Source organism: Flavobacterium psychraerolatum (assembly GCF_025960985.1).
Lineage (GTDB): Bacteria > Bacteroidota > Bacteroidia > Flavobacteriales > Flavobacteriaceae > Flavobacterium.
This window is the reverse complement of record NZ_JAOQMX010000003.1, coordinates 125,811-146,230: the sequence shown is the minus strand read 5'-3', so window position 1 is coordinate 146,230 and position 20,420 is coordinate 125,811. Positions and strand designations below refer to the sequence as shown.

12 protein-coding genes, 1 tRNA gene and 1 pseudogene are annotated in these 20,420 nt (G+C 34.5%); 10 read left to right on the top strand and 4 right to left on the bottom strand.

Annotated features, from left to right (window positions below; genetic code table 11):
- Nucleotides 1–2 precede the first annotated feature (2 nt).
- The 3 genes from M2326_RS02455 to M2326_RS02445 form a co-directional block, all read right to left on the bottom strand.
- A complete protein-coding gene (locus tag M2326_RS02455; protein ID WP_264617965.1) occupies nt 3–437 on the bottom strand; it encodes a retropepsin-like aspartic protease in 435 nt (144 codons plus the stop codon).
- A complete protein-coding gene (locus M2326_RS02450; RefSeq protein ID WP_264617964.1) occupies nt 382–3,045 on the bottom strand; it encodes a CHAT domain-containing protein in 2,664 nt (887 codons plus the stop codon). The genes M2326_RS02455 and M2326_RS02450 overlap by 56 nt, the downstream gene beginning before the upstream one ends.
- 104 nt (nt 3,046–3,149) lie before the next feature.
- Nucleotides 3,150–5,099 carry a DUF7849 domain-containing protein gene (locus M2326_RS02445; RefSeq protein WP_264617963.1) on the bottom strand — a complete coding sequence of 650 codons (1,950 nt, stop codon included), beginning with the start codon at nt 5,097–5,099 and terminating at the stop codon, nt 3,150–3,152.
- A 368-nt stretch (nt 5,100–5,467) separates the two neighbouring features.
- Between M2326_RS02445 and M2326_RS02440 the strand changes: the two genes are divergently transcribed.
- The 5 genes from M2326_RS02440 to M2326_RS02420 all read left to right on the top strand — a co-directional run bounded on the left by M2326_RS02440 (nt 5,468) and on the right by M2326_RS02420 (nt 9,938).
- Complete coding sequence (locus M2326_RS02440; RefSeq protein WP_264617962.1) at nt 5,468–6,046, top strand: RNA polymerase sigma factor; 579 nt, start codon at nt 5,468–5,470, stop codon at nt 6,044–6,046.
- Nucleotides 6,047–6,053: 7 nt separating this feature from the next.
- Nucleotides 6,054–6,782 carry a tetratricopeptide repeat protein gene (locus tag M2326_RS02435; RefSeq protein WP_264617961.1) on the top strand — a complete coding sequence of 243 codons (729 nt, stop codon included), beginning with the start codon at nt 6,054–6,056 and terminating at the stop codon, nt 6,780–6,782.
- A gap of 169 nt (nt 6,783–6,951) precedes the next feature.
- Nucleotides 6,952–7,719, top strand: a complete 768-nt coding sequence (locus tag M2326_RS02430; protein ID WP_264617960.1) for a TatD family hydrolase — start codon at nt 6,952–6,954, stop codon at nt 7,717–7,719.
- A gap of 61 nt (nt 7,720–7,780) precedes the next feature.
- On the top strand, nt 7,781–8,923 hold the full coding sequence (locus M2326_RS02425) for a 1-acyl-sn-glycerol-3-phosphate acyltransferase (protein WP_264617959.1): 1,143 nt from the start codon (nt 7,781–7,783) through the stop codon (nt 8,921–8,923).
- Complete coding sequence (locus M2326_RS02420) at nt 8,907–9,938, top strand: asparaginase (protein WP_264617958.1); 1,032 nt, start codon at nt 8,907–8,909, stop codon at nt 9,936–9,938. Before M2326_RS02425 ends, M2326_RS02420 begins: the two co-directional genes overlap by 17 nt.
- A 23-nt stretch (nt 9,939–9,961) precedes the next feature.
- Here M2326_RS02420 and M2326_RS02415 read toward each other — a convergent pair whose 3' ends face one another.
- Nucleotides 9,962–11,182, bottom strand: a complete 1,221-nt coding sequence (locus tag M2326_RS02415; RefSeq protein WP_264617957.1) for an MFS transporter — start codon at nt 11,180–11,182, stop codon at nt 9,962–9,964.
- Between the two features lie 291 nt (nt 11,183–11,473).
- Between M2326_RS02415 and M2326_RS02410 the strand changes: the two are divergent.
- From M2326_RS02410 to M2326_RS02390, 5 genes and pseudogenes are all read left to right on the top strand, one after another.
- Nucleotides 11,474–12,503 (top strand): annotated as a pseudogene (locus M2326_RS02410) (asparaginase).
- 702 nt (nt 12,504–13,205) lie between these two features.
- On the top strand, nt 13,206–16,283 hold the full coding sequence (locus M2326_RS02405; protein WP_264617956.1) for a SusC/RagA family TonB-linked outer membrane protein: 3,078 nt from the start codon (nt 13,206–13,208) through the stop codon (nt 16,281–16,283).
- A gap of 3 nt (nt 16,284–16,286) precedes the next feature.
- Nucleotides 16,287–18,035, top strand: a complete 1,749-nt coding sequence (locus M2326_RS02400; RefSeq protein WP_264617955.1) for a RagB/SusD family nutrient uptake outer membrane protein — start codon at nt 16,287–16,289, stop codon at nt 18,033–18,035.
- Between the two features lie 17 nt (nt 18,036–18,052).
- Nucleotides 18,053–19,732: a hypothetical protein gene (locus M2326_RS02395; RefSeq protein WP_264617954.1), complete on the top strand. Its 1,680-nt coding sequence runs from the start codon at nt 18,053–18,055 to the stop codon at nt 19,730–19,732.
- A gap of 277 nt (nt 19,733–20,009) precedes the next feature.
- Nucleotides 20,010–20,096: transfer RNA gene (locus M2326_RS02390), tRNA-Ser, on the top strand.
- Nucleotides 20,097–20,420 lie beyond the last annotated feature (324 nt).

The window sequence follows — 20,420 nt, the reverse complement described above, 5'->3', positions numbered from 1 at the left end:
ATCTATTGCAAATACAAATAATGATTGTAATAATCAATAATGCCTTTACCTTTTAGTAGTATATCAGCACCTATAATTCCATGAATTGATTTGGATTTGTATTGAATTAAAGCGTCATTGACATGTGATAAATCAAAAATAACCAAATCAACTTTTGTTTTCCAAGTTCCAAGTTGCAGTTTGTTTTTAGCCGATATTTGGGTCAACATACCTGTGGCTCCGGCTCCAGAAGCCTTTGTTTTGGAATCCTGCGCGTCTACTTGAAAAAGTTCGATACTTTCAAAACCAATACAACTATTGGAAGCGCCTGTATCTAATATGAAATTACCTTTAACCCCATTGATTTTTGCTTTAATCAATAAATGTTGGGTTTTGGTAATCTTAAATTTTATCTTTTTGTATTTTTCCTCTTTTAGGATTTCTTGTAATTTTTCCATTTTTATAACCAATGAAAGCCAAAAGTAAACCAATTACAGTTATAAATCCCAAAATGTAAAAAGTATAATTAATAGTTTCTTCTCCAGCAGTACAACTTCCATAATATACAAAAGCACTCCAATAATAAGGTGATTTTTTAGCATTAGAAATCGTTTTATCTTTTATGAAATCTAATTTGGCATTGTGATTAGCCTCCCAGTACGAATTTCCATCTTTACAATGTTGGTAAAAATAATTCATAAAAACTGAAGTCGTAAAATCATTGACTTTCCACAATGAAAACAATAAATTCCTAGCTCCTGCAAACTGAAATCCTCTAGCGATACTCATCGCACCCTCAGATTTATAAAGTTTTCCTATACCGGTTTCACACGCACTCAATACAACCAATTCGGGATTGATATTCAATTGATACAATTCTGAATATACTATTTCTTGGTCGAAAAATTTAATACTTGCGGGAGTATCAATGTCACCTGCACTAGCATGAGTGGATAAATGTAAAATGGTATGACTACTCGCATTCGATTTGAAATTAGCAAAAGTGGCATTTTCATTTTCGAAAAATTGTCCATCAAACTTACTTTTTATTGAAGCCATTTCTTTTTTAGAGAAATCCAAAGCATAATTTGTTTTTTCGAATACTGGAAAAATACCAAGTACATTTTTTTTAGGTTTTTCGAGTTCAACTTCATTTAGATAAAATGTAACCGAGTTGTTGAATCCAATGGCATAATCATTAACCAAATATTTCATTTGGCTAAAATTTGTTGTCGTCGTCTCTGCTGTAATTAATGCTTCGAACGGAAGAAAATTTAATAACCCATCAGGGATAATGACGAGGTTTTTTTCTTTCTTTAGTTTTGAAAACTGCAATAAATCATAAACTATTTTACCTTGATGATTGTATCCTTTTGGGTCTTTTGAAATAGCATCCGACTCTTTGAAATAGTTTAAAAAATTCGTGACAATCGTTTTGTTAGTTTCATTTTTATAGGATTTTAATAGGATAGTTTCATCTTGAAAAGTAAAAGAATAAGTCTTCTCTGCACCAGAAAAATAATTGATTAAAACTGTTCTTTCATTTTTGAGTTTTTCAAAGACTAGATTCAAGTCGGTGTTTAGGTTTTCAGTTGAAGTGTTTATGGACTGAATTTTTTTCAAAGACAGGACAAGCTCATTTTGTTTTTCAATGGCATGGCTGATTTTGGTAATATCAGCTTTATTCCCTTTTTGTTGTTCTTTGGTAATTTCAACAGTCCAATTTTGCAATTGTTCAATGTGTAGTTTTTCTTCTCTTGTAGCGATTTTATTTTTCTGTAAATAGCTTTTTAAGACTGTTGATTTTGTTTTCTCGGCCAGTTGAAAAGCTTGTTCGATATAAGCTTGATTCTTTTCTTTTTGGAACAATAAGTCATAGAGTGCAATACATTTTTCAGTACGCAGTCGAACGCGAGTTTGGTTAATTATTTTCGAATTTTCGTAGATTAATAAATTAGAAAATAAATCTTCGATATAAGCAGAAAGAGTATACGCTTCCAGTGCTTTTTTAGGTTTATTTTCGATACTAAAAATGGCTGCTTGCAAATCTAATGCGTCTAGCAAAACAGTTTCTGAATACAGAGATTTGGACTGCGGTAGAATGCTTTTTGCACTGGAATAATTGGGTATTAAAATTTTGAAAACTGAGCTAATTAAAGTAGATGCTTCAGCATATTTTTGTTGTTCGAAAACCAGTGAAGCTTCTTCATAATACAATCTAGCAATTTGTCGAGAATCTTGATTAGCTGAGGTGAAGAATAGTTTTTTTGCTTTCGCAAAATAGTCATTGGCAATTTCGAAATTTCGTCTTTGGGTGTAAAGAGTGGCTAGATTTCGGTAGCAGTTCGCTAATTTATTGTTTTGGTTCTCATCTCCTTGTAATAATTGAATAGCATACAAATAGGTAGACTCTATTTTTTTGAACCGAGCTGCATTTCCTGTTGTTGCCAAACTATAGTTCAACATATAGTTGTTTCCCAGATTGTTAATTATAATTCCCTTTTCAGTTTTAGTTAATTTTTCAGTCTGAAGTGTTTTTTGTAATAGTTCAATGGCTAAGTCTGTTTTTCCAGCGCTTTGATAAACGTTGGATAAATTGAGTATGGCTGCCAATTTTTGAGATTTATTTCTCTCCTTAGAAGCAATGTAATAGTATTGTTTTATGGTGTTTTCGGCATTGTCATAGTCGCCTTGCATCGTGTATAAGTTGCCTAATGGCTTCAATGCATATTCTATGATGTCGTATTGTGCTAATTGGTTTCTACCGAAAGTGTCCCAGGCTTTTTCGTAGCTTTCAATGGCTGATTGGTTTTGTCCCAATTTCATTTCGTAGTATCCTTTATTGCAATTTAAAATTACGATTGCTAATAATTCTTCTTTCGTTTTAGGTCTTTTCGTCTTCCAAAAGTCACGGTCTATTTGTGATAATTCTTTTAGCCCACTTTCCGAAGGTTGCGCTGTAAAATTATCTATTGTTTTATAGATAGAATCTTCTAAATGGACGGAAGGTTGTCCAAATATAATCAACGTTGAAAAGAGGATAAGGACGAGAGAAATGTTTTTCATAAAATGTTTATTTAGCTAAGAATACATAAAGAATCGCAAAGCTTTTTTTGAGGAAGAAAAGTTAGTGAATTTTCCTTTTCTCTTGTATCGTTTGCATTGTAAAATTAAAACTTCCAAATCCCATAAAACTGTAAATAATTAAAGTTTTTTTTGAAGTTCATCACATAACGAGCTCCTAAACTTGGACCAATTCGCGCCGCTCCAATTGTAAGGTCAAAAAGTAATCCAGTTTTAACATCGGTAAAGCTCTTGCTTGATTTTACTCTTTCTTCTTTAGTACTAATTAAAAAAGAGGCTTTTTCATTTTCATATATTTCTGTTTTTGAATTTTGCTCTTGTTTTGAAGAGGAATTTATGTTTGCTTGTAACCCAGCGCCAATGCCGATAAAATTATTTATGTTATAGCGTATCAACACTGGAACCTCAATGTTTACCATATTGTTTGTTGTTGTAGTGATAGTACGCTGTAATTGGTCTCCAGTCGCTGCATTTCGAATAGTTTTCTCATTGATACTGGTTTCTGAGTCATAATTGGTAAAGCTGTTTAACAACTCGGCTTGCCAATAGAAGCGGTACGATTTGAATGGCGAAATCGTTGCTCCATAAAAATAACTTGTTGCTTTCTTTAAGTCAGGGTAATAATTATATCCTGCTTTTGCACCAATTGAAATTCCGGGTAAGAATCGGGTAGTGGCATAATTAGTTATGATGGGTTCGTTTTTGTCAAAAATAATAGCTGTTCTACTTTTGGTATTTACCTTATGAAAGTCCTTATTGAATTTCATGGAATATTTCACAAAACCTTTGGTACTGTCTTTTTCGTGTACATTTTTTTGAGTACTTCCAGGCAAATAGATGTTTTTGAAAGTAAAGAAAATTTGTTTTTGCTTGATGATGGTATCCAAACAACTAGTAGTTGGAATAAAATCTTTTGGACAAATTGGACATTTAGGATACATGTTTTCAATTTTGAAGGTCTTTTTGTCAAACATTTCAGGTATGTCAGTTTCTAGGCGAATTATTCTCGCAGGTCCTTCTCCGTTATTTTGAAAACGAGTTTTAAAATCTATCCTTTTGAAACGCACTAAGCGGTAATTGATAAGGCTACCGTTAGAGCCCATTTTGTTGGGATCGTGAGAAGTTACGATTTCCATCTCTAAGTTTTTTACTTTATGATTTTTGTAGCTTCTATTGGGTACAAAAACTCCTCGCATGGTGACTGTTGCACTAGTGTCTTTGAGCATCTCGGGTGTGGTCCTGAAGGTATAAAACACATTGCGTAGTTCATTGGGATTCATTTCATCCATTTCTAGAATATGGACTTGGTTGTATTCTTTTTTGGCTATTGCTAAAGTGGTTTCTAAGTCAAGTTCATTTGTGGTAGTTCTTTGTTTTTCAATAGGTTTGTAGGTTTCATTCGAGGCTAGAAACCGATTACTGCTATTATTGTCATTGGCAACTGCAAAAGTATTTTCTGTTACTTCTCGCTCACCTGTATGAGTGCGGAAATCAATTAAATCAAAATTGTCGTTTTTGAATTGAGTTTCGTTATAAAAAAGATAAAGTTTACCGTTGGAAACATAGTTTTCAGTATTTTGATAACTCATAATTACGACCATTTCTTCTTCTGGGATAGGGTCACAGTTTTTTTGAAGTGCAAAACTACTAGGATTAACATTAGAAGCGATCATACCATTTTCGGGCGTGCTAATGTCGTTTATAACTACTTTTTTGGGTCTTGTGGCAGGAGGTTTTCCATTGTCATAATTGTTGGTTACAGCCAATCGGGTGGTGTAGGTACCTTTGTTTTTGTACATATGTTTAGGTTCGGCTTCTTTGCTATAGGTTCCGTCACCCATTTCCCATAGATAGGAAAAGCTAGGTTTTGGAGCTCCTGAGATTGGAATTAAAGGGGGTAACGTTGGTTTGAAATTGACTTCATTTCCTGTTTGAAGGTAACCAATGATGGCTCTTCGAGTGATGGTGTCTTTAACTTTGGATTGTCCGTAAGTAAAAAATGCAGAAAAGTAAAAGAGAAGGAATAATGGTTTCATAATCAAATGGTTTGGTTAAGAATTATAAAAATAGCAAAAAGCGGTGATTGACTCACCGCTTTTTTGAAAAATTAGATTTTTTGTTTCATTTGTTACTCGAATCTATCATCTGGGTTGCATTTTGTTACCTTTGAGTTAATTTGTTAATTTTTTTATTGTGATTGGTATTATAGTGATTTATTTTATCTCACAATAATTTTCCAAATTCTACTAGTAAAAAAATGTTTGAATATTTTGAATTTATTTTTCATGTATATGATTTTTACTAGGGTAAATTATTGATTTACATATGAATATGGTTTTTTATTTATAATTATTGCCCCTCGAATTAAGATTTTTTATTAACTTTAACAGTCAAAATAAATTATATGGCTTCATCAGCAACACATCCTGACCAAATGTATATTGAAGGATTGGCATCGAATAATTCGGCAGTTATTGAGTCCATCTATAAGAAATTTGTACCCAAAGTAATTCATTATATTCAAAACAACTCTGGCGACCATGACCAAGCGCAAGATGTGGTCCAAGAAGTGCTTATTTTGTTATTTGATCAGGCCAAGGCTGAAAAGTTAACCTTGACTTGTCCGTTTGATGCCTATTTTTTTTTGTTATGTAAAAGGAAGTGGCTCAATGAACTGAAAAAAAATTCAAATAAAGGGGTAACAATTGCCGATGATTATGGATCTAGTAATGAAGACAGTGAAGGTTTGGTCACTCAAACTGAGGAATTTGAGGAGAAACAACAACTTTTTGACGCCATGTTTAAAAAATTAGGAGAAAAATGTCAAGAGGTGCTTAAGTTGAGCTTTGTTCTTAAATCGATGGAAGAAGTGGCTGAAAAGCTCCAGGTCACTTATGGTTATGTTCGAAAGAAAAAATCATTGTGTACAGGGCAATTAACCAAATGGATTCAAGATTCTAGTCAGTATCAATCCTTAAAATAACTGAACCATGAGTGAGGAAAATTATATTTTATTCGATCAATACCTACAAGGGGAATTGTCGGATGCCGAAAAAGAAACGTTTGAAAATAAATTGAAAAGAGATGTTGTTATGGCTTCTGAATTTGAAAATTTTAACGAAGTCAACTTTCAGTTGAAACAAAAATTTAGTATCGAAAAACAAAGATTGGCTTTCCGTCAAAAGATTTCTAAAATCGCTTACGAATGCAGAAAAATGGATGAGCCCAAAGTGAAATCGCTAAGACCTTGGTTTTATTCTGTTGCTGCATCGGTAGCCGTTTTATTGGGTGTTTGGTTTCTAATGCAAGCATCAAATCTAAAATTTAAAGATTTTAACCACTATGAAAATGCTTATTTTGTAGAAAGAGGGGACGTAAATGCTAATTTAAAATTGGCACAAGAGGCCTTTAATGCTAAAAACTACCAAGAGGCAACAGTACAGTTTGAAATTATATTAAAAGATAAATCAAGTCCTGAAATTCAATTGTACTATGGGATTTCCTTAATGGAATTGGATCGATTGAAAGAGGCTAGTGTCATTTTTGAGACGATTCGATCGGGAACTTCGATTTATAAAAACAAAGCGAGTTGGAGTTTAGCTTTATTACAATTAAAACAAAAAGATTATGAAAGTTGTGAGGCTACTTTAAAAACGATTACAGAGGATTATGAAGATTATGACATTGTGCAGTCTCTAATAGGTAAGTTAGAGAATTAGTATTCCACAAATTAATATGTTAAACCGTTAAGAAATGAAGTTCATCAAGTCGAGATGAAGCTTTGTTTCTTAATGGTTTTTTTATTTAACTAAAATTTTATGTAGAGAATGCTACAGTAGTTTGCCATCTCTTTCTAAAAATGTAATTTTACAATCTTAAAGTACATCAATGATATTCACCGACACCCATACCCATTTATACTCAGAAGAATTCAATGAAGATCGAAACGAGATGATTCAGCGTGCTATTGATGCTGGCGTTTCTAGATTTTTTATTCCTGCAATTGACTCTAGTCAAACGGCTGCAATGTATGATTTGGAAAAATCAAATCCAGATAATGTGTTCTTGATGATGGGATTACATCCTACCTATGTAAAGGAAAACTATCAAGAGGAGTTGCAACATGTAAAAGAAGAATTAGCAAAACGAGAATTCTATGCGATTGGCGAAATCGGTATTGATTTGTATTGGGATAAAACCCATTTGGCCGAACAACAAGATGCTTTTCGAACGCAAATACAGTTGGCCAAACAATATCAGTTACCTATCGTAATTCATTGTCGTGATGCTTTTGATGAAGTTTTTGCTGTTTTAGAGGAAGAAAAGTCCGATGAATTGTTTGGTATATTTCACTGTTTTACGGGGACTTATGAACAAGCACTTCAGGCAATATCGTATAATATGAAATTGGGAATAGGTGGAGTAGTGACTTTTAAAAATGGAAAAATAGATCAGTTTTTACATCAAATTGATTTGCAACATATTGTCTTAGAAACAGATTCACCTTATTTGGCTCCCATTCCATATCGTGGAAAACGCAACGAAAGTAGTTATGTTGTAAATGTTGCTCAGAAAATAGCCGACATATATGGAGTTTCTGTTGATGAAATTGCTTTAAAAACTACAGAAAATTCTAAAGCTATTTTTGGGATTTAAACTATAAATCAGTTTTGTTTAACTTTTTTTTTGTTCTTTTGCTTTGACTAAAAAAACTATAATGCAAAAATTCGACGCAATTCGACCTTTTTATGATTCGGAGGTAAACGAAGTCTTCAAGAAATTACTTTACCATCCGATGATGAAATCTCTAATGGATTTCTCTTTCCCTGATGATGAGGATGGAGCTTGGAGAGGCTTGCTTTCAAAAACACATTCGATACGTGATTTTCAATGTAATTTCATCTACCAATCGGTACAAACTTTATTGAAAAAAAGTTCGGAAGGTCTTACAACTTCTGGTTTTGAAAAACTAGAAAAAGGCGAGTCTTATTTGTTTATTTCGAACCACCGAGATATTTTATTAGACACTACTTTATTAAATGCTTCTTTGTTTGAGTACGGTTTGGTAATGACCGCTTCGGCCATTGGTGATAACTTGGTCAAAAAATCATTTTTAATGAATTTGGCAAAACTCAACCGCAATTTTTTGGTACAACGAGGATTGAGTCCACGCGAGATGCTGCAAAGTTCCAAGACATTGTCAGAATATATTGGTCATTTATTAAATCATGAAAATCGTTCGGTTTGGATCGCACAGCGTGAAGGAAGAACCAAAGATGGAAATGACATGACAAATCCTGGTATTTTGAAAATGCTAGCCATGGGATCTGATGAAGAAAATCTAATGGACTATTTTAAGAAAATTAAGATTGTTCCTGTGTCTATATCCTACGAATACGATCCAACAGATGCCTTGAAAATGCCGCAAATATTAGCGGAAGCGAACAATGAAGTATATGTAAAGGATGCAAATGAAGATTTTATGACCATTCTAAGTGGTGCTTTGGGACAAAAAAAGCACATCCACATTCATATAGGAGATGTTTTGAACGATACTATTGATGTAATCGCTACCGAAAACGATAATACTAACAAACAGGTACAAGCCATCGCCCAAGCTATAGATGATTCTATCTTGAGCAATTACAAATTATGGCCTACCAATTATATTGGGTACGATTTGTTAAACAATAGCAATACTTTTGCTAGTTTGTATACTGAGGATCAAAAAATGCTTTTTGAGCGCCGTATGGAGAAACGTATTGATAAAGAGAACCCTGTTGCATTACAGAGTTTTTTAAATATGTATGCCAATCCGGTCGTTAATAGTTTAAAATATAAAGATGCAGTCCAAAGCTAAAATTTTACTGATCTATACTGGTGGAACCATCGGTATGAGTAAAGATTTTGAAACGGGTGCTTTGGTTGCTTTTAATTTTGGTCAACTTTTGCAACATGTTCCAGAGCTCAAATTGCTTGAATGCGATATTGAGACGGTATCTTTTGAAAAACCTATTGACTCCTCCAACATGAATCCCGAAATCTTGGGTAGTTTGGCGGCCACAATTGAAAAAAATTATACTCAATTTGATGGTTTTGTGGTCCTTCATGGATCTGACACGATGGCTTATACCGCTTCGGCTTTAAGCTTTATGTTTGAAAATCTTTCAAAACCCGTAATTCTAACTGGCTCGCAGTTGCCAATAGGTGATTTGCGTACCGATGCCAAAGAGAATTTAATCACCGCTATTCAAGTGGCGTCTTTGCGTGAGAACGGTAGGAGTATAGTGCAAGAAGTTTGTTTATATTTTGAATATAAATTGTACCGTGGCAACCGTACAACCAAAGTAAACGCAGAACATTTTCAGGCTTTTAATTCACCTAATTATCCTTGTTTGGTGGAGTCTGGGGTGCATTTAAAAACTAATTTATCATTATTGCTTAAAGCCGATTTTGAGCAAAAATTGCATGTCCAATATACTTTGGATACCAATGTAGTCATTCTGAAATTGTTTCCAGGAATAAGCGAAGTTGTGTTAGCAGCTATGCTTTCGATAAAAAACTTAAAAGGAATTGTTCTAGAAACCTATGGCTCTGGTAATGCGCCAACTGAAGAATGGTTTTTGAGTTTGATTCAGAAGGCAATCTCTGATGGTTTGCATGTCATCAATGTGACCCAATGTTCTGCCGGCAGCGTGATGATGGGCCAGTATGAAACGAGTACTGAACTTAAAAATTGTGGTGTTATTTCAGGTAAAGATATAACCACCGAGGCTGCCATTACAAAGTTAATGTACCTGCTTGGTCAAGATCACACAAAGGCTGATTTTAAATTAATCTTCGAGAAATCACTTCGTGGCGAGTTGACAGAGTAGTCTATCAATTTACAATTGCTTTACTACTCTATTTCTACTGCTGGAGTTGCCACCTTCTCCTTATTTTTGAATATCAAAAAGACAATTGCGGCTATGATACAGAGGATTCCCTGTAGCGTTACGGTAAGCCTTGTACCTATATTGTGGGATAGAATTCCAATAAGTAGACTTCCAATAGGCAACATACCTTGATAGGCCATGATAAAATAGCTGATACTGCGGGAGCGCATATGTGAAGAACTCTTTAATTGAATATAAATATTTATAGAGGATGTTTGTGCCATCATACCAAGCCCGCACAGCGTTGTACACACGAGCGCAACAGATAGATTTGGTGCAAACGATAGTAAAATCATACTACTACCCAATAGCAGCGTAGCAGCAAGGGTAATTTTGGTCACATCTGTTCCTTGTTTTAAATTGGTCAAATAGATGGCTGACAAAAGAGATCCAATTCCAGCCGAGCTTTCGAACCAACTAAAAGTTTGCGCATTACCACTGAAGATGTCTTTGGCAAAAACAGGTAGTAAGGTGATAAACGAGGTTACAAACAAACTACTGCATAGTAATAAGAGTAACATTTTCCCCATGTTGGCTTCTTCTTTCACGTAATCTAGTCCTTCTATAAAGTCTTCATAAATTTTTATTTTGTGATTTGATTTTGGTTGGTAGGTTAAACGCATCATAAACAAGGAACACAAAACCGGAAGGTAACTCAAGAAATTCCCAACAAAGCATACATCTGCGCCAAATCGATGCAAAAGTATACCTGCTAATGCTGGCCCTGCAATACGTGCAAAGTTGCTCAAGCTTGTATTTAATGCTACAGCATTGGCTAGATTGTCTTTGTTATCAACAATCTCAACCATCATGGTTTGCCTGCAGATCATGTCAAAAGAATTAATGACACCTTGAAACAAGCTCAATCCCATGATTAATTCAATATTATAAGTTTTGGTGTAAAAAACTAGTGCCATTAATCCCGCTTGGAACATGGCCATAAATTGTAAAACTATCATGGTTCTGTGTCTGTCATACTTTTTTAAGAAACTACCAGCCAATGGCGATAAAAAAAGCGACGGTATCATACTGAAAAACATTACTAGTCCTAATAAAAAAACTGAATTGGTAATGCTGTACACCATCCAACTCACGGCAGTCTTTTGCAGCCATGTCCCAATGACGGATATAGATTGGCCGTAAAAAAATATTTTAAAATTTCTAGATTCTAATGCTTTAAACATGGTATTGTGTATTTGCTACAAAGGTCGGAATTATGAATTCATTAAAAAAGTTAAAGGTTTTCATTATTTTGCCAGATAGAATGAATCGATTTAGCTGTTTTACAAGTTTATTTTCGCGAAAAAACCATTATAATAGGGAGCTAGAATGCTTTAGCAGGAGTTCTTTGTGCGTTTTTATTCAATTAATACAGATAAATATGTGGCTGTAAATTGAAGATATGAGTTTTGTATGCTACTAGAGTTTATCGAATAGGTATGTTAACCCAGTTTTGAACTGGCATAAATATCAAAATGCAGTCCAAAAGTAAAATAGTTTTAATATATACTGGTGGAACGATCGGTATGAGTAAAGATTTTGAAACAGGCGCATTAATCGCTTTTGATTTCGGACAACTCTTGCAACAAGTTTCCGAACTTAAGTTGCTTGATTGTGCTATACGAACCATTTCCTATGATGAGTCCATTGATTCATCCAACATGAATCCAGAAAATTGGGGTATTTTGGCTTCGATAATCGAAACAATTACGCCAAATTTGATGGATTTGTTGTGCTTCATGTGTCAGATACCATGGTATATACGGCATCTGCATTGAGTTTTATGTTTGAAAATTTAGCAAAGCCAATTATTTTCACAGGTTTACAATTGCCTATTGGAGATTTGCGTACCGATACCAAAGAAAATTTGATTACTGTAATCCAAATTTCTTCTTTAAGAGAAAATGGATTGCCCGTTGTTCAAGAATTGTGTCTTTTTTTTGAATATAAATTTTACCGAGGCAACCGTACAACCAAAGTAAATGCAGAACATTTTCAAGCTTTTAATTCTCCTAATTATCCTTGTTTGGTAAAGTCAGGCGTACATTTGAAATGGAATGCACAATTACTTTTGCCAAGTGTATCCAATAATGAGTTATTGAAAGTGCAATATACATTGGATACCAATGTGGTCATCATAAAATTATTCCCAGGAATTTCTCAAACAGTAGTAACGGCTATTTTTGCTATTCCAACACTCAGAGGGGGGGCTCTAGAGACTTATGGGTCTGGTAATGCTATTACTGTAGATTGGTTTGTACAATTGATGCAAGAAGTCATTCAAAAAGGAATGTATGTTATTAATGTTACCCAATGTTCAGTTGGGAGTGTGCAAATGGGTCATTGTGAGATTAGTATCAAATGAAATCAGCTGGAGTGATCTCTGGAAAAGACATGACAACTGAGACAGCAATTACTAAATTAATGTACTTACTGGGTAAAAATACTTCGATGCGCAGTTTTAAAAACGCAGTAGAAACTTCGCTACGTGGTGAGATGGTTTAAATTACTATATTATTATTATTAAATAATTTTGAACCCTATGATGGTTTCTTAATTACTCTCGTGTAATCCTGTTTTTATACTTCATAAAAAAGAGGGTATTTATTGTATGCCTACAATCAAGTTTAGTCTTTACTAAGTCTGGTTGTAGGTCTTTTTTTTATATAGAGTTGGGTTTAATGATTGGGTTGAACTATATAACTTTAAAGTAGTAAATATTCCCTTTTTCACCCAATCACAATCTTTATTCGGCAATTTAATTTCCCTATTTTTTCTTCTAAATTTAGCCAATTTCAGAATTTTATTTTTTTTATTTTTCTTCTTTTTTGTAGGAATTTTTAAAAACAGTACTTTTTTGTTTTTTAGTTAACATTAATTAACAATCCTAAATTTGGTTTTTTTTGTAGGTTTTGTTCTTTTAAATTACGTAAATCACTACTTGGGTTAATTTTGACTTAGAAAAAGGTAAGTATTTTTTTTGCTTCAGCATATATTTTCACTTACTTTGTTAAAACCTCAAAAAATTGTATATAATGTAATTTTTAATTGAATTTTTTATAATTACTATTTATAATTATAAAATAATAGATTTTAATGTAATTGCATTAAAATACTTTTATTTTGAATCTTCACTATTTTATTAGATTAAATACAAAAATCAAGTACTAAAAGTAATACTTGATGAATTAAAAAACTAACAGTTATATGCAAAACAAAAAACAATTTTTAACACAAAAATTAATAGTCCTTGTGGTAATTGCTTTTTTATGTTGCCAATCTTCAATTTGGGCACAAAAAAGTACTATTCAAGGAGTTATTAGCAGCACGGAGGATGGTTTGCCTATACCGGGTGCTACCATTTTGGTTAAGGGAACCAAAAAAGCTACCAATTCTAATTTGGATGGGCAGTATCTTATAAATGCCAAAATTGGGGATGTTGTCAGGTTCAGTTATTTAGGATTTCAAACACAAAATATTAAGGTGACAAGTACAACACTGAATGTTGCGTTGAGTTCTCAACTAAGTGAATTGGAAGAAGTTGTTGTAATTGGATATGGAACAGTAAAGAAAAAAGAGCTAACAGGTGCGGTTTCGCAGGTAAAAGCCAAGGATATTGATATGTTTGTTAATCAGGATATTGCCTCCTCATTACAAGGGCAAATTGCTGGAGTAAATGTTACCGCAGTAAGTGGTGAACCTGGAGAAAGTTCAAGTATCCAGATTCGTGGGATATCTTCTTTGGGGGGTACCAATACGCCATTGTTTGTGGTTGATGGTATACCTCAACAAGGAGATCCGAGGTTGAGTCCTAGTGAAATTGAAACTATAGATGTTTTAAAAGATGCAGCTTCGGCAGCAGTTTATGGAACTAGGGGTGCTGCGGGAGTGATCTTGATTACGACCAAAAAGGGTAAAAGTGGAAAAGTGAGTATTAGTTTGGATGTATCAAGCGGTTTTCAAATTTTAGGTAAAGGAGTGCCATTGATGAATACAAATGAAAAAATAGCATATGAGTTGGCCTTATTGAAAAATAATGTGGCAGGTGCAGTAAATCCAGGACCTCATAGAAACCCTGATTGGTTAAATAATGATAACTCTTTTGATGACAAAGTGTTAATTAATGGAGCACAAACCAATCAATATGTACTGAACGTATCGGGTGGTGCAAAAAATTTCTCTTACAACGTAGTTGGAGGTTATTTTAGTCAAGACGGATTGGTGATTAATTCAGGTTTTAAGAGGTATAATGGTAGAGCCAATACATCATATAATGATGATAAATGGACAATTGCTGCAGGTGTAGCTTTCTCTTTAGAAAAACAACAGAGAGCCAATAATAGTTTAATTACCAATGCGATTCGTACACCTTCTTACTATCCAGAGGTAGAACTAGATTCAGATGTGGTATATACCAATGCATTAGGAAGAGGTTCTGTGAATAATTTGGCACTAAGCTTAAAGAGAAAAGACCGATCCAATTTGGATCGTATCAATACAAATTTGAGTATTACTAGAAGTATTACCAAGGATTTGAATTTTGTGACACGTCTTGGAGCAGCAGTAATCAATCAAACCAGAAACGTCTTCAGTCCTCAGTACATAGAGGTAGATCTTGATGATGGTGTGTCTGATGTTGACCCTACCAAAAGTTTTGTGCAAGCAACCTCTACCAGAAGGACTACTTTGACCTGGGATGGTAGTTTGAATTATAAAAAGAAATTTGGTAATCATTCTGTAGGTGCTTTGGCGACGATGTCTTTGGATGAGAATACTAGCGAAGAGTTTACAGCATACAAACAAGGTGTAATTAATAATAATATTGAGGTGTTGAATGGTGCAACGATTAATCCAGATGTTTCATCCGGGTTTAATTTTAATACTAAAATTTTAGGGTATTTGGGGAGACTTCAGTACAATTATAAAGGGAAGTATTTGTTGTCTGGAGTCATTAGAAAAGATGGATCTTCAAAATTTGCCAAAGATTACCGTTGGGGTGTATTTCCATCTGCTTCAGGTGCATGGAATATTTCAGATGAAGGTTTCTGGAAAAAATATAAAAAAGTAGTCAATAATCTAAAATTAAGAATGAGTTACGGTACTGTAGGGAATGAGAGCTTTAGTCCTTATGAATACAATAGCAATGTGGCTTTTGGTAGCGATTATATCTTTAGTGAATCGGATACTGATGTGAATTATGGAGCTGCGGTACGATCATTTGCTAATGCTGAAGTAAGATGGGAAACTTCGATTCAGAAAAATATAGGACTTGATATTTCGATGTTTAAAAATAAGGTGAATATAACAGCTGATTATTACGATACACGAAAAAAAGACATGTTGTTTCCTGTGCGTTTACCAGGGTCCGCAGGAGCTTATTATGATCCTATTTTGACACTTAATGTGGGGGATATGACCAATAAAGGATTGGAATTGTCAGCGCGATTACGTGAGCGTATCGGGAAAAGTAATTTTAACATCAGTGCAACTTTTACCAAAAACACCAACGAGATTACAAGAATGACAGGAGATGTTAACTTGATTTATAACTCCAACTCAGCTTTGCTCAATGGAGATCCAGCTTCGGTAGTTACTGCTTTGGCACAAGGATATGAAGCAGGTGCTTTTTTCTTGTATCAAACCAATGGAGTAATACAAAACCAAGCGCAATTAGAAGCGTATCAAAAATTTCCAGCTAGAGCTAATGCCGCTTTGGGAGATTTGATCTATGTGGATTATAATGGTGATGGCGATATTACAGAGGCTGATAGACATTATTTGGGTAGTGGATTATCAGATTTTGAAGTCGGATTCAATTTGAAATGGGATTACAAGAATTTCGATTTTTACATGAACTGGTACGGAACGGTAGGATCTGAAATTATGAATGGATCTAAAGCTGCAGCATATGCAACAGGAAACCATAAAGATTTAGTTAATCAATGGACAACAGATAATCCAACTTCTCAAATTCCATTGAATAATGGAGACAACAAGAGTGGTAGTTTTAATTATAGAGGTTTTACCGATCAGTGGTTAGAGAGTGGAGATTATATAAGATTGAAACTTGTTTCTGTAGGATATTCGATTCCTTCAAAAGTGGTAAATTCTGTAGGGATTTCAAATTTGAGAATTTTTCTGTCGGCGCAAAATCCATTAACATTAACCAAATACTCTGGTTTTGATCCAGAAGTAGGAGGTAATAATGTAGCAAGAAGAGGGGTAGATGCTTCCAGGTATCCATTATCTGCTCTGTACACAATTGGTGTTAAACTTAAATTTTAAAACATGATGAAGAAAAAAATATATTTTATAGCAGGATTTGTAGCCATCGCAGGTTTTTTTCAATCATGCTCCGATAGTTATCTAGACGAAACAAACCCGAATACAATTTCATCCGAAACGTATTGGTCCAACCTATCAGAGTCCGATGCAAATCTTACCTCTGTGTATGGAGCCATGTTGAATAATTACCTGTTTTCGGTTGATTTTGAAGCTTGGAGAAGTGATTTGGGTTTTCCGAAGGATCGTAATTTGCCGTATCAATTAGGGGTGCCATGGTACACTAAGTCGTATAATAATAATGTAAAGGATTATGAAAAAAGCTGGAATGCGATCTACCAAGTAATTTTTAGAGCCAATCAAGTAATCGAAGGATTGAACGGAATGAACGATGAGTTGAAGAGTCAAAAAAAATGGTCGGAACAAATGGGGCAAGCCCGTTTTTTTAGAGGGCTGATGCATTTTTATTTGCACTCCAACTACAACCAAGGTAAAATTATAATTAGAGATACGAATCCTGAAAAATTAGAAGAATTTTCGAAAAAACTTTCAACGGCGGCAGAAGTGCTTACCTTTTTTAGAGATGATTTGATATATGCCTATAAAAATTTGCCTGCCAAATTTGATCAGAAATCTAGGGTAACCGCAGGAACTGCTGCCATGATCTTAGGGAAAAGTTATTTGTACACCAAAGAATATACTGAGGCTAAGTTGTATTTAAACGATGTAATTAATAACCCAAGTTATGGTTATCAATTATTAGAAGGCGAAAATGTCAAAATGCTTTTTACAGAAGCAGGAGATTTTAACACAGAATCAATTCTAGAAATTAACTATTCATCGTCACATCAAACACAAGAAGGGACCTTTGACGAAGAAAGTTTCTTTAATCGATTTGCTAGATTGTTTGCGCCTACAGGAACCATCAAAGGGCAGGCGTCTATCGTACCTACCGCTTGGTTGACTTATGCGTACCAAAGTGAAGAGTTGGATTCTCAAGATACTCGAAACTATGTAAGCAATGGTACGGGGGGGACGAAGTTGCGTAATGTGCCCTTAAGAGCAGCGCAGTTTGTTGCATTGGTAAACGATGAACAATCTAAATATTACAATTCGGATACGGCTAATGAGTTGGTTAATTTTGGGCGAACTACTTTTTCTTATTTCAAGAAATTTACCAATCATGATATTGTGTCTTCGGAGGAAGATATTCTCGAAACCGCATGGAAATCGGGTAAAAACCTAGTGGTATATCGTTTGGCTGATGCGTATTTGATGCAAGCCGAATGTTTAACCAAAACAGGTGACATTGATGGTGCTGTCAAATTAATCAATACAATTCGTAAACGTTGGGGATTGGTTTTGTTGGGAACAAGTGATGGATCTGCGCATGATTTTAATGATGAGGTATATGATGAGACTACATTAATGGATCAAATTATGTACGTCGAAAGGCCTTTGGAGTTAAGTTGTGAAGGATATGCCGAACGCGCTATCGATTTGAGAAGATGGGGAGTGTCGAAAAAAAGGTATCAAGATTTGGCGCAATTGGATTTTAATCTAATTGACTATACCACAGATAAAGGGACAAAACGTGCTAAAAGTTTGTTGCAGCAAGGTTTGAGTGCAGATCCAACGGATAATAGTATTACAATAAAAGAATTTAAAGAAGCTGCCGCAAATTACAATGTAGGTTTGAATGATTATTTGCCTTTGCCAATATCGGAGGTTTTGTATAATCAGAATTCGAAATAATCAAAAAAATAAATTAGATGAAAAACATAAAAAATATATTTCTAGTCACTTTAGGTTTCTTTTTGACTCTAAGTTGTGAGAATAATTATGAAGCACCATTTGATGATTATGCTAGTTTTGGTTGGTACACCAGCCAGAGTTTCAGTGACTCAGATTACGTTTTGGGTGTCGGTAGTTTTATTACTTTCTTGGATGCCTCTCAGAATACGGTTGTACATGAATGGAGTATTCCTGAATCTGGGCGTTTTCTAGAAGGTAAATTCTCTTCGTTAACGACAGATTTTTCTAAATTTATTGTTTCGAATAATCAAAAAACAACGACTAATAATACAGTAAATGTATTGTTTACAGAAGCAGGTGATTATGAAGTGAAGCTGAAAAATGAATTTAAATACGAGGTTGAAGGTGGGATCAAAGTAGGTGATAATTGGGTAGTAGAAAAGGTATTTACCGTAAAAGTATTTGCAGCCATTAGTCCAGCCTGCAAAGTGTCAAAGTACGATTACAGTATAGATCCTAATAATCCCACTTTGGTAGAAGTTCTATCGCTTACCGAAGCACAAATGCCTACCATAGAAGGGTTGGCCACTTGGAAAACCGTAACGATAGAAGCAGGTGAAGAACTTGTTTTTGAAGATTTGTCAACAACAGGAGAGCCAACCACCAGAACTTGGTTTACTGTAGGAGGTAAGCCCGAAGAGAGCAATGGAAAATCATCAAGCATTAAATATAACAAACCCGGTGATTATACGGCTTCAATGGATATTAATCGAACTGGAGACGGTGTTCCTGATGCCACTGCAACCAAATTAATTCCATTAAAGATAAAAGTAATTCCATCAACCAAACCATTTGTTCAAGATGGAAAAGCAACTTTGGATGGGAAAGTGATTTCATTTGCTGTAACTGGCGAAGCAGTTTCAGTAGATAATATTCCGACCAATTTTGTAGTGCACGTGACCAATACGGCTGCGGGTTTTGATCAAAATGTAGCAGTAGCCGAAGTGGCTATAGATGCAGTAGATCCTTCTATTATAAAAGTAGTTCTTAAAGAAGAATTATTTAATACAGATAACGTGACCTTGGCCTATGCTGCGGGTACGATTCTCTCTGTTGATGATCGAGTTTTAAAAAGCTTTAGACCCATTCCTGTTGAAATGGCATTGGGAAATAATGTTTTGGAATCTAGTTTTGCAGGGTTCGAAAAATCGGTTGGAAATTTCAAAGCAGCTTTTGTGTCGGGTTGGTTTGTTGGAAATGGTAATGGTAGTGCAGCCGATCCTATCTACCAACGTACAACATCGCGTGCCTATGAGGGTACAGCCAGTATGCAGTACACTGTGCCAGTGGGAGGTGTTGAGTCATTGAAATTACAAGGGACCAATTTTTCTAAGCCAAAAGGTATTCCAGCTGGTACTTATATCGTTTCTTTTAGGGTATTTGTAGAAGCAGGAAATACAATTCAACAATTCAATACTATTTTGGATGGACCAACATTTACCGTTGATAATTGGGATGTATCTGCTATACCAACAGGAGAATGGGTTCAAATGACCAAAGAAATTACAACTGCTGCGATTAGTTCGGGAACTAAATTTAGAATCGCAATGGAACCAGCTGATAATACAGGAGTAGTAGTGGGACAAAGTATATATTGGGATGATTTAAAATGGGTGAAACTTAATTATCGAAATTAAAATCCAATACCAATAATAAAGGTTGTAGTGTTGCTTAGCGATACTACAACCTTTTTTTTTAGCAATGGTTGTATATTATTGAAATAGTGCAGAAGTGATCCTGCGTTTCGTTATAAAATGAGTGTCCTTAGAACAAAAAAAATCCAGTTGCATCATGGTTTATATGTCTTTGGTATTGAAAAAGAGAATGTTGTGTTTTTTTTAGTAATCAAAAAAATATAAAACTCATTTTTGCTTTTCTAATTCGTTTTTTTTTGAGTTATTTGCAATCCCAATTAGAGAGGTGTCTGAGTGGTTGAAAGAGCTAGCCTGGAAAGCTAGTATGTGGGCAACTGCATCGAGGGTTCGAATCCCTTCCTCTCTGCAAAGAAATAATGCTTCCTGAAAGGGGAGCATTTTTTGTTTTAAAGCGTGTCAAACTTTTTAGTTTGGCTAAGCTATAAAACAAAAAAGGCTCAGGCATGCAAATGTCAAGCAAGATTTCTTTGTGAGACGCCCTAGTGGGATCAACGGACTTAATCCTATTTATTCTAATTATTGTATTTAATTCTAATCAAACTTTATTCAAACCCAATTTTACACCCAAATTTGTAACATTGGAAAGAAATTGTTTATCAATATTAAATAGGTTACTTTTTATTGATTTGTTTAACATGAGTAGTACAACGTGTTAACTTTTTCCTGTTTG

Bases quoted from the DNA above. Each gene is read 5' to 3' on its own strand.
- M2326_RS02435 (WP_264617961.1), top strand. From the start codon at position 6,054: ATGAGTGAGGAAAATTATATTTTATTCGATCAATACCTACAAGGGGAA.
- M2326_RS02415 (WP_264617957.1), bottom strand. From the start codon at position 11,182: ATGTTTAAAGCATTAGAATCTAGAAATTTTAAAATATTTTTTTACGGC.
- M2326_RS02405 (WP_264617956.1), top strand. From the start codon at position 13,206: ATGCAAAACAAAAAACAATTTTTAACACAAAAATTAATAGTCCTTGTG.
- M2326_RS02440 (WP_264617962.1), top strand. From the start codon at position 5,468: ATGGCTTCATCAGCAACACATCCTGACCAAATGTATATTGAAGGATTG.
- M2326_RS02450 (WP_264617964.1), bottom strand. From the start codon at position 3,045: ATGAAAAACATTTCTCTCGTCCTTATCCTCTTTTCAACGTTGATTATA.
- M2326_RS02430 (WP_264617960.1), top strand. From the start codon at position 6,952: ATGATATTCACCGACACCCATACCCATTTATACTCAGAAGAATTCAAT.
- M2326_RS02395 (WP_264617954.1), top strand. From the start codon at position 18,053: ATGAAAAACATAAAAAATATATTTCTAGTCACTTTAGGTTTCTTTTTG.
- M2326_RS02455 (WP_264617965.1), bottom strand. From the start codon at position 437: ATGGAAAAATTACAAGAAATCCTAAAAGAGGAAAAATACAAAAAGATA.
- M2326_RS02425 (WP_264617959.1), top strand. From the start codon at position 7,781: ATGCAAAAATTCGACGCAATTCGACCTTTTTATGATTCGGAGGTAAAC.
- M2326_RS02420 (WP_264617958.1), top strand. From the start codon at position 8,907: ATGCAGTCCAAAGCTAAAATTTTACTGATCTATACTGGTGGAACCATC.
- M2326_RS02400 (WP_264617955.1), top strand. From the start codon at position 16,287: ATGATGAAGAAAAAAATATATTTTATAGCAGGATTTGTAGCCATCGCA.
- M2326_RS02445 (WP_264617963.1), bottom strand. From the start codon at position 5,099: ATGAAACCATTATTCCTTCTCTTTTACTTTTCTGCATTTTTTACTTAC.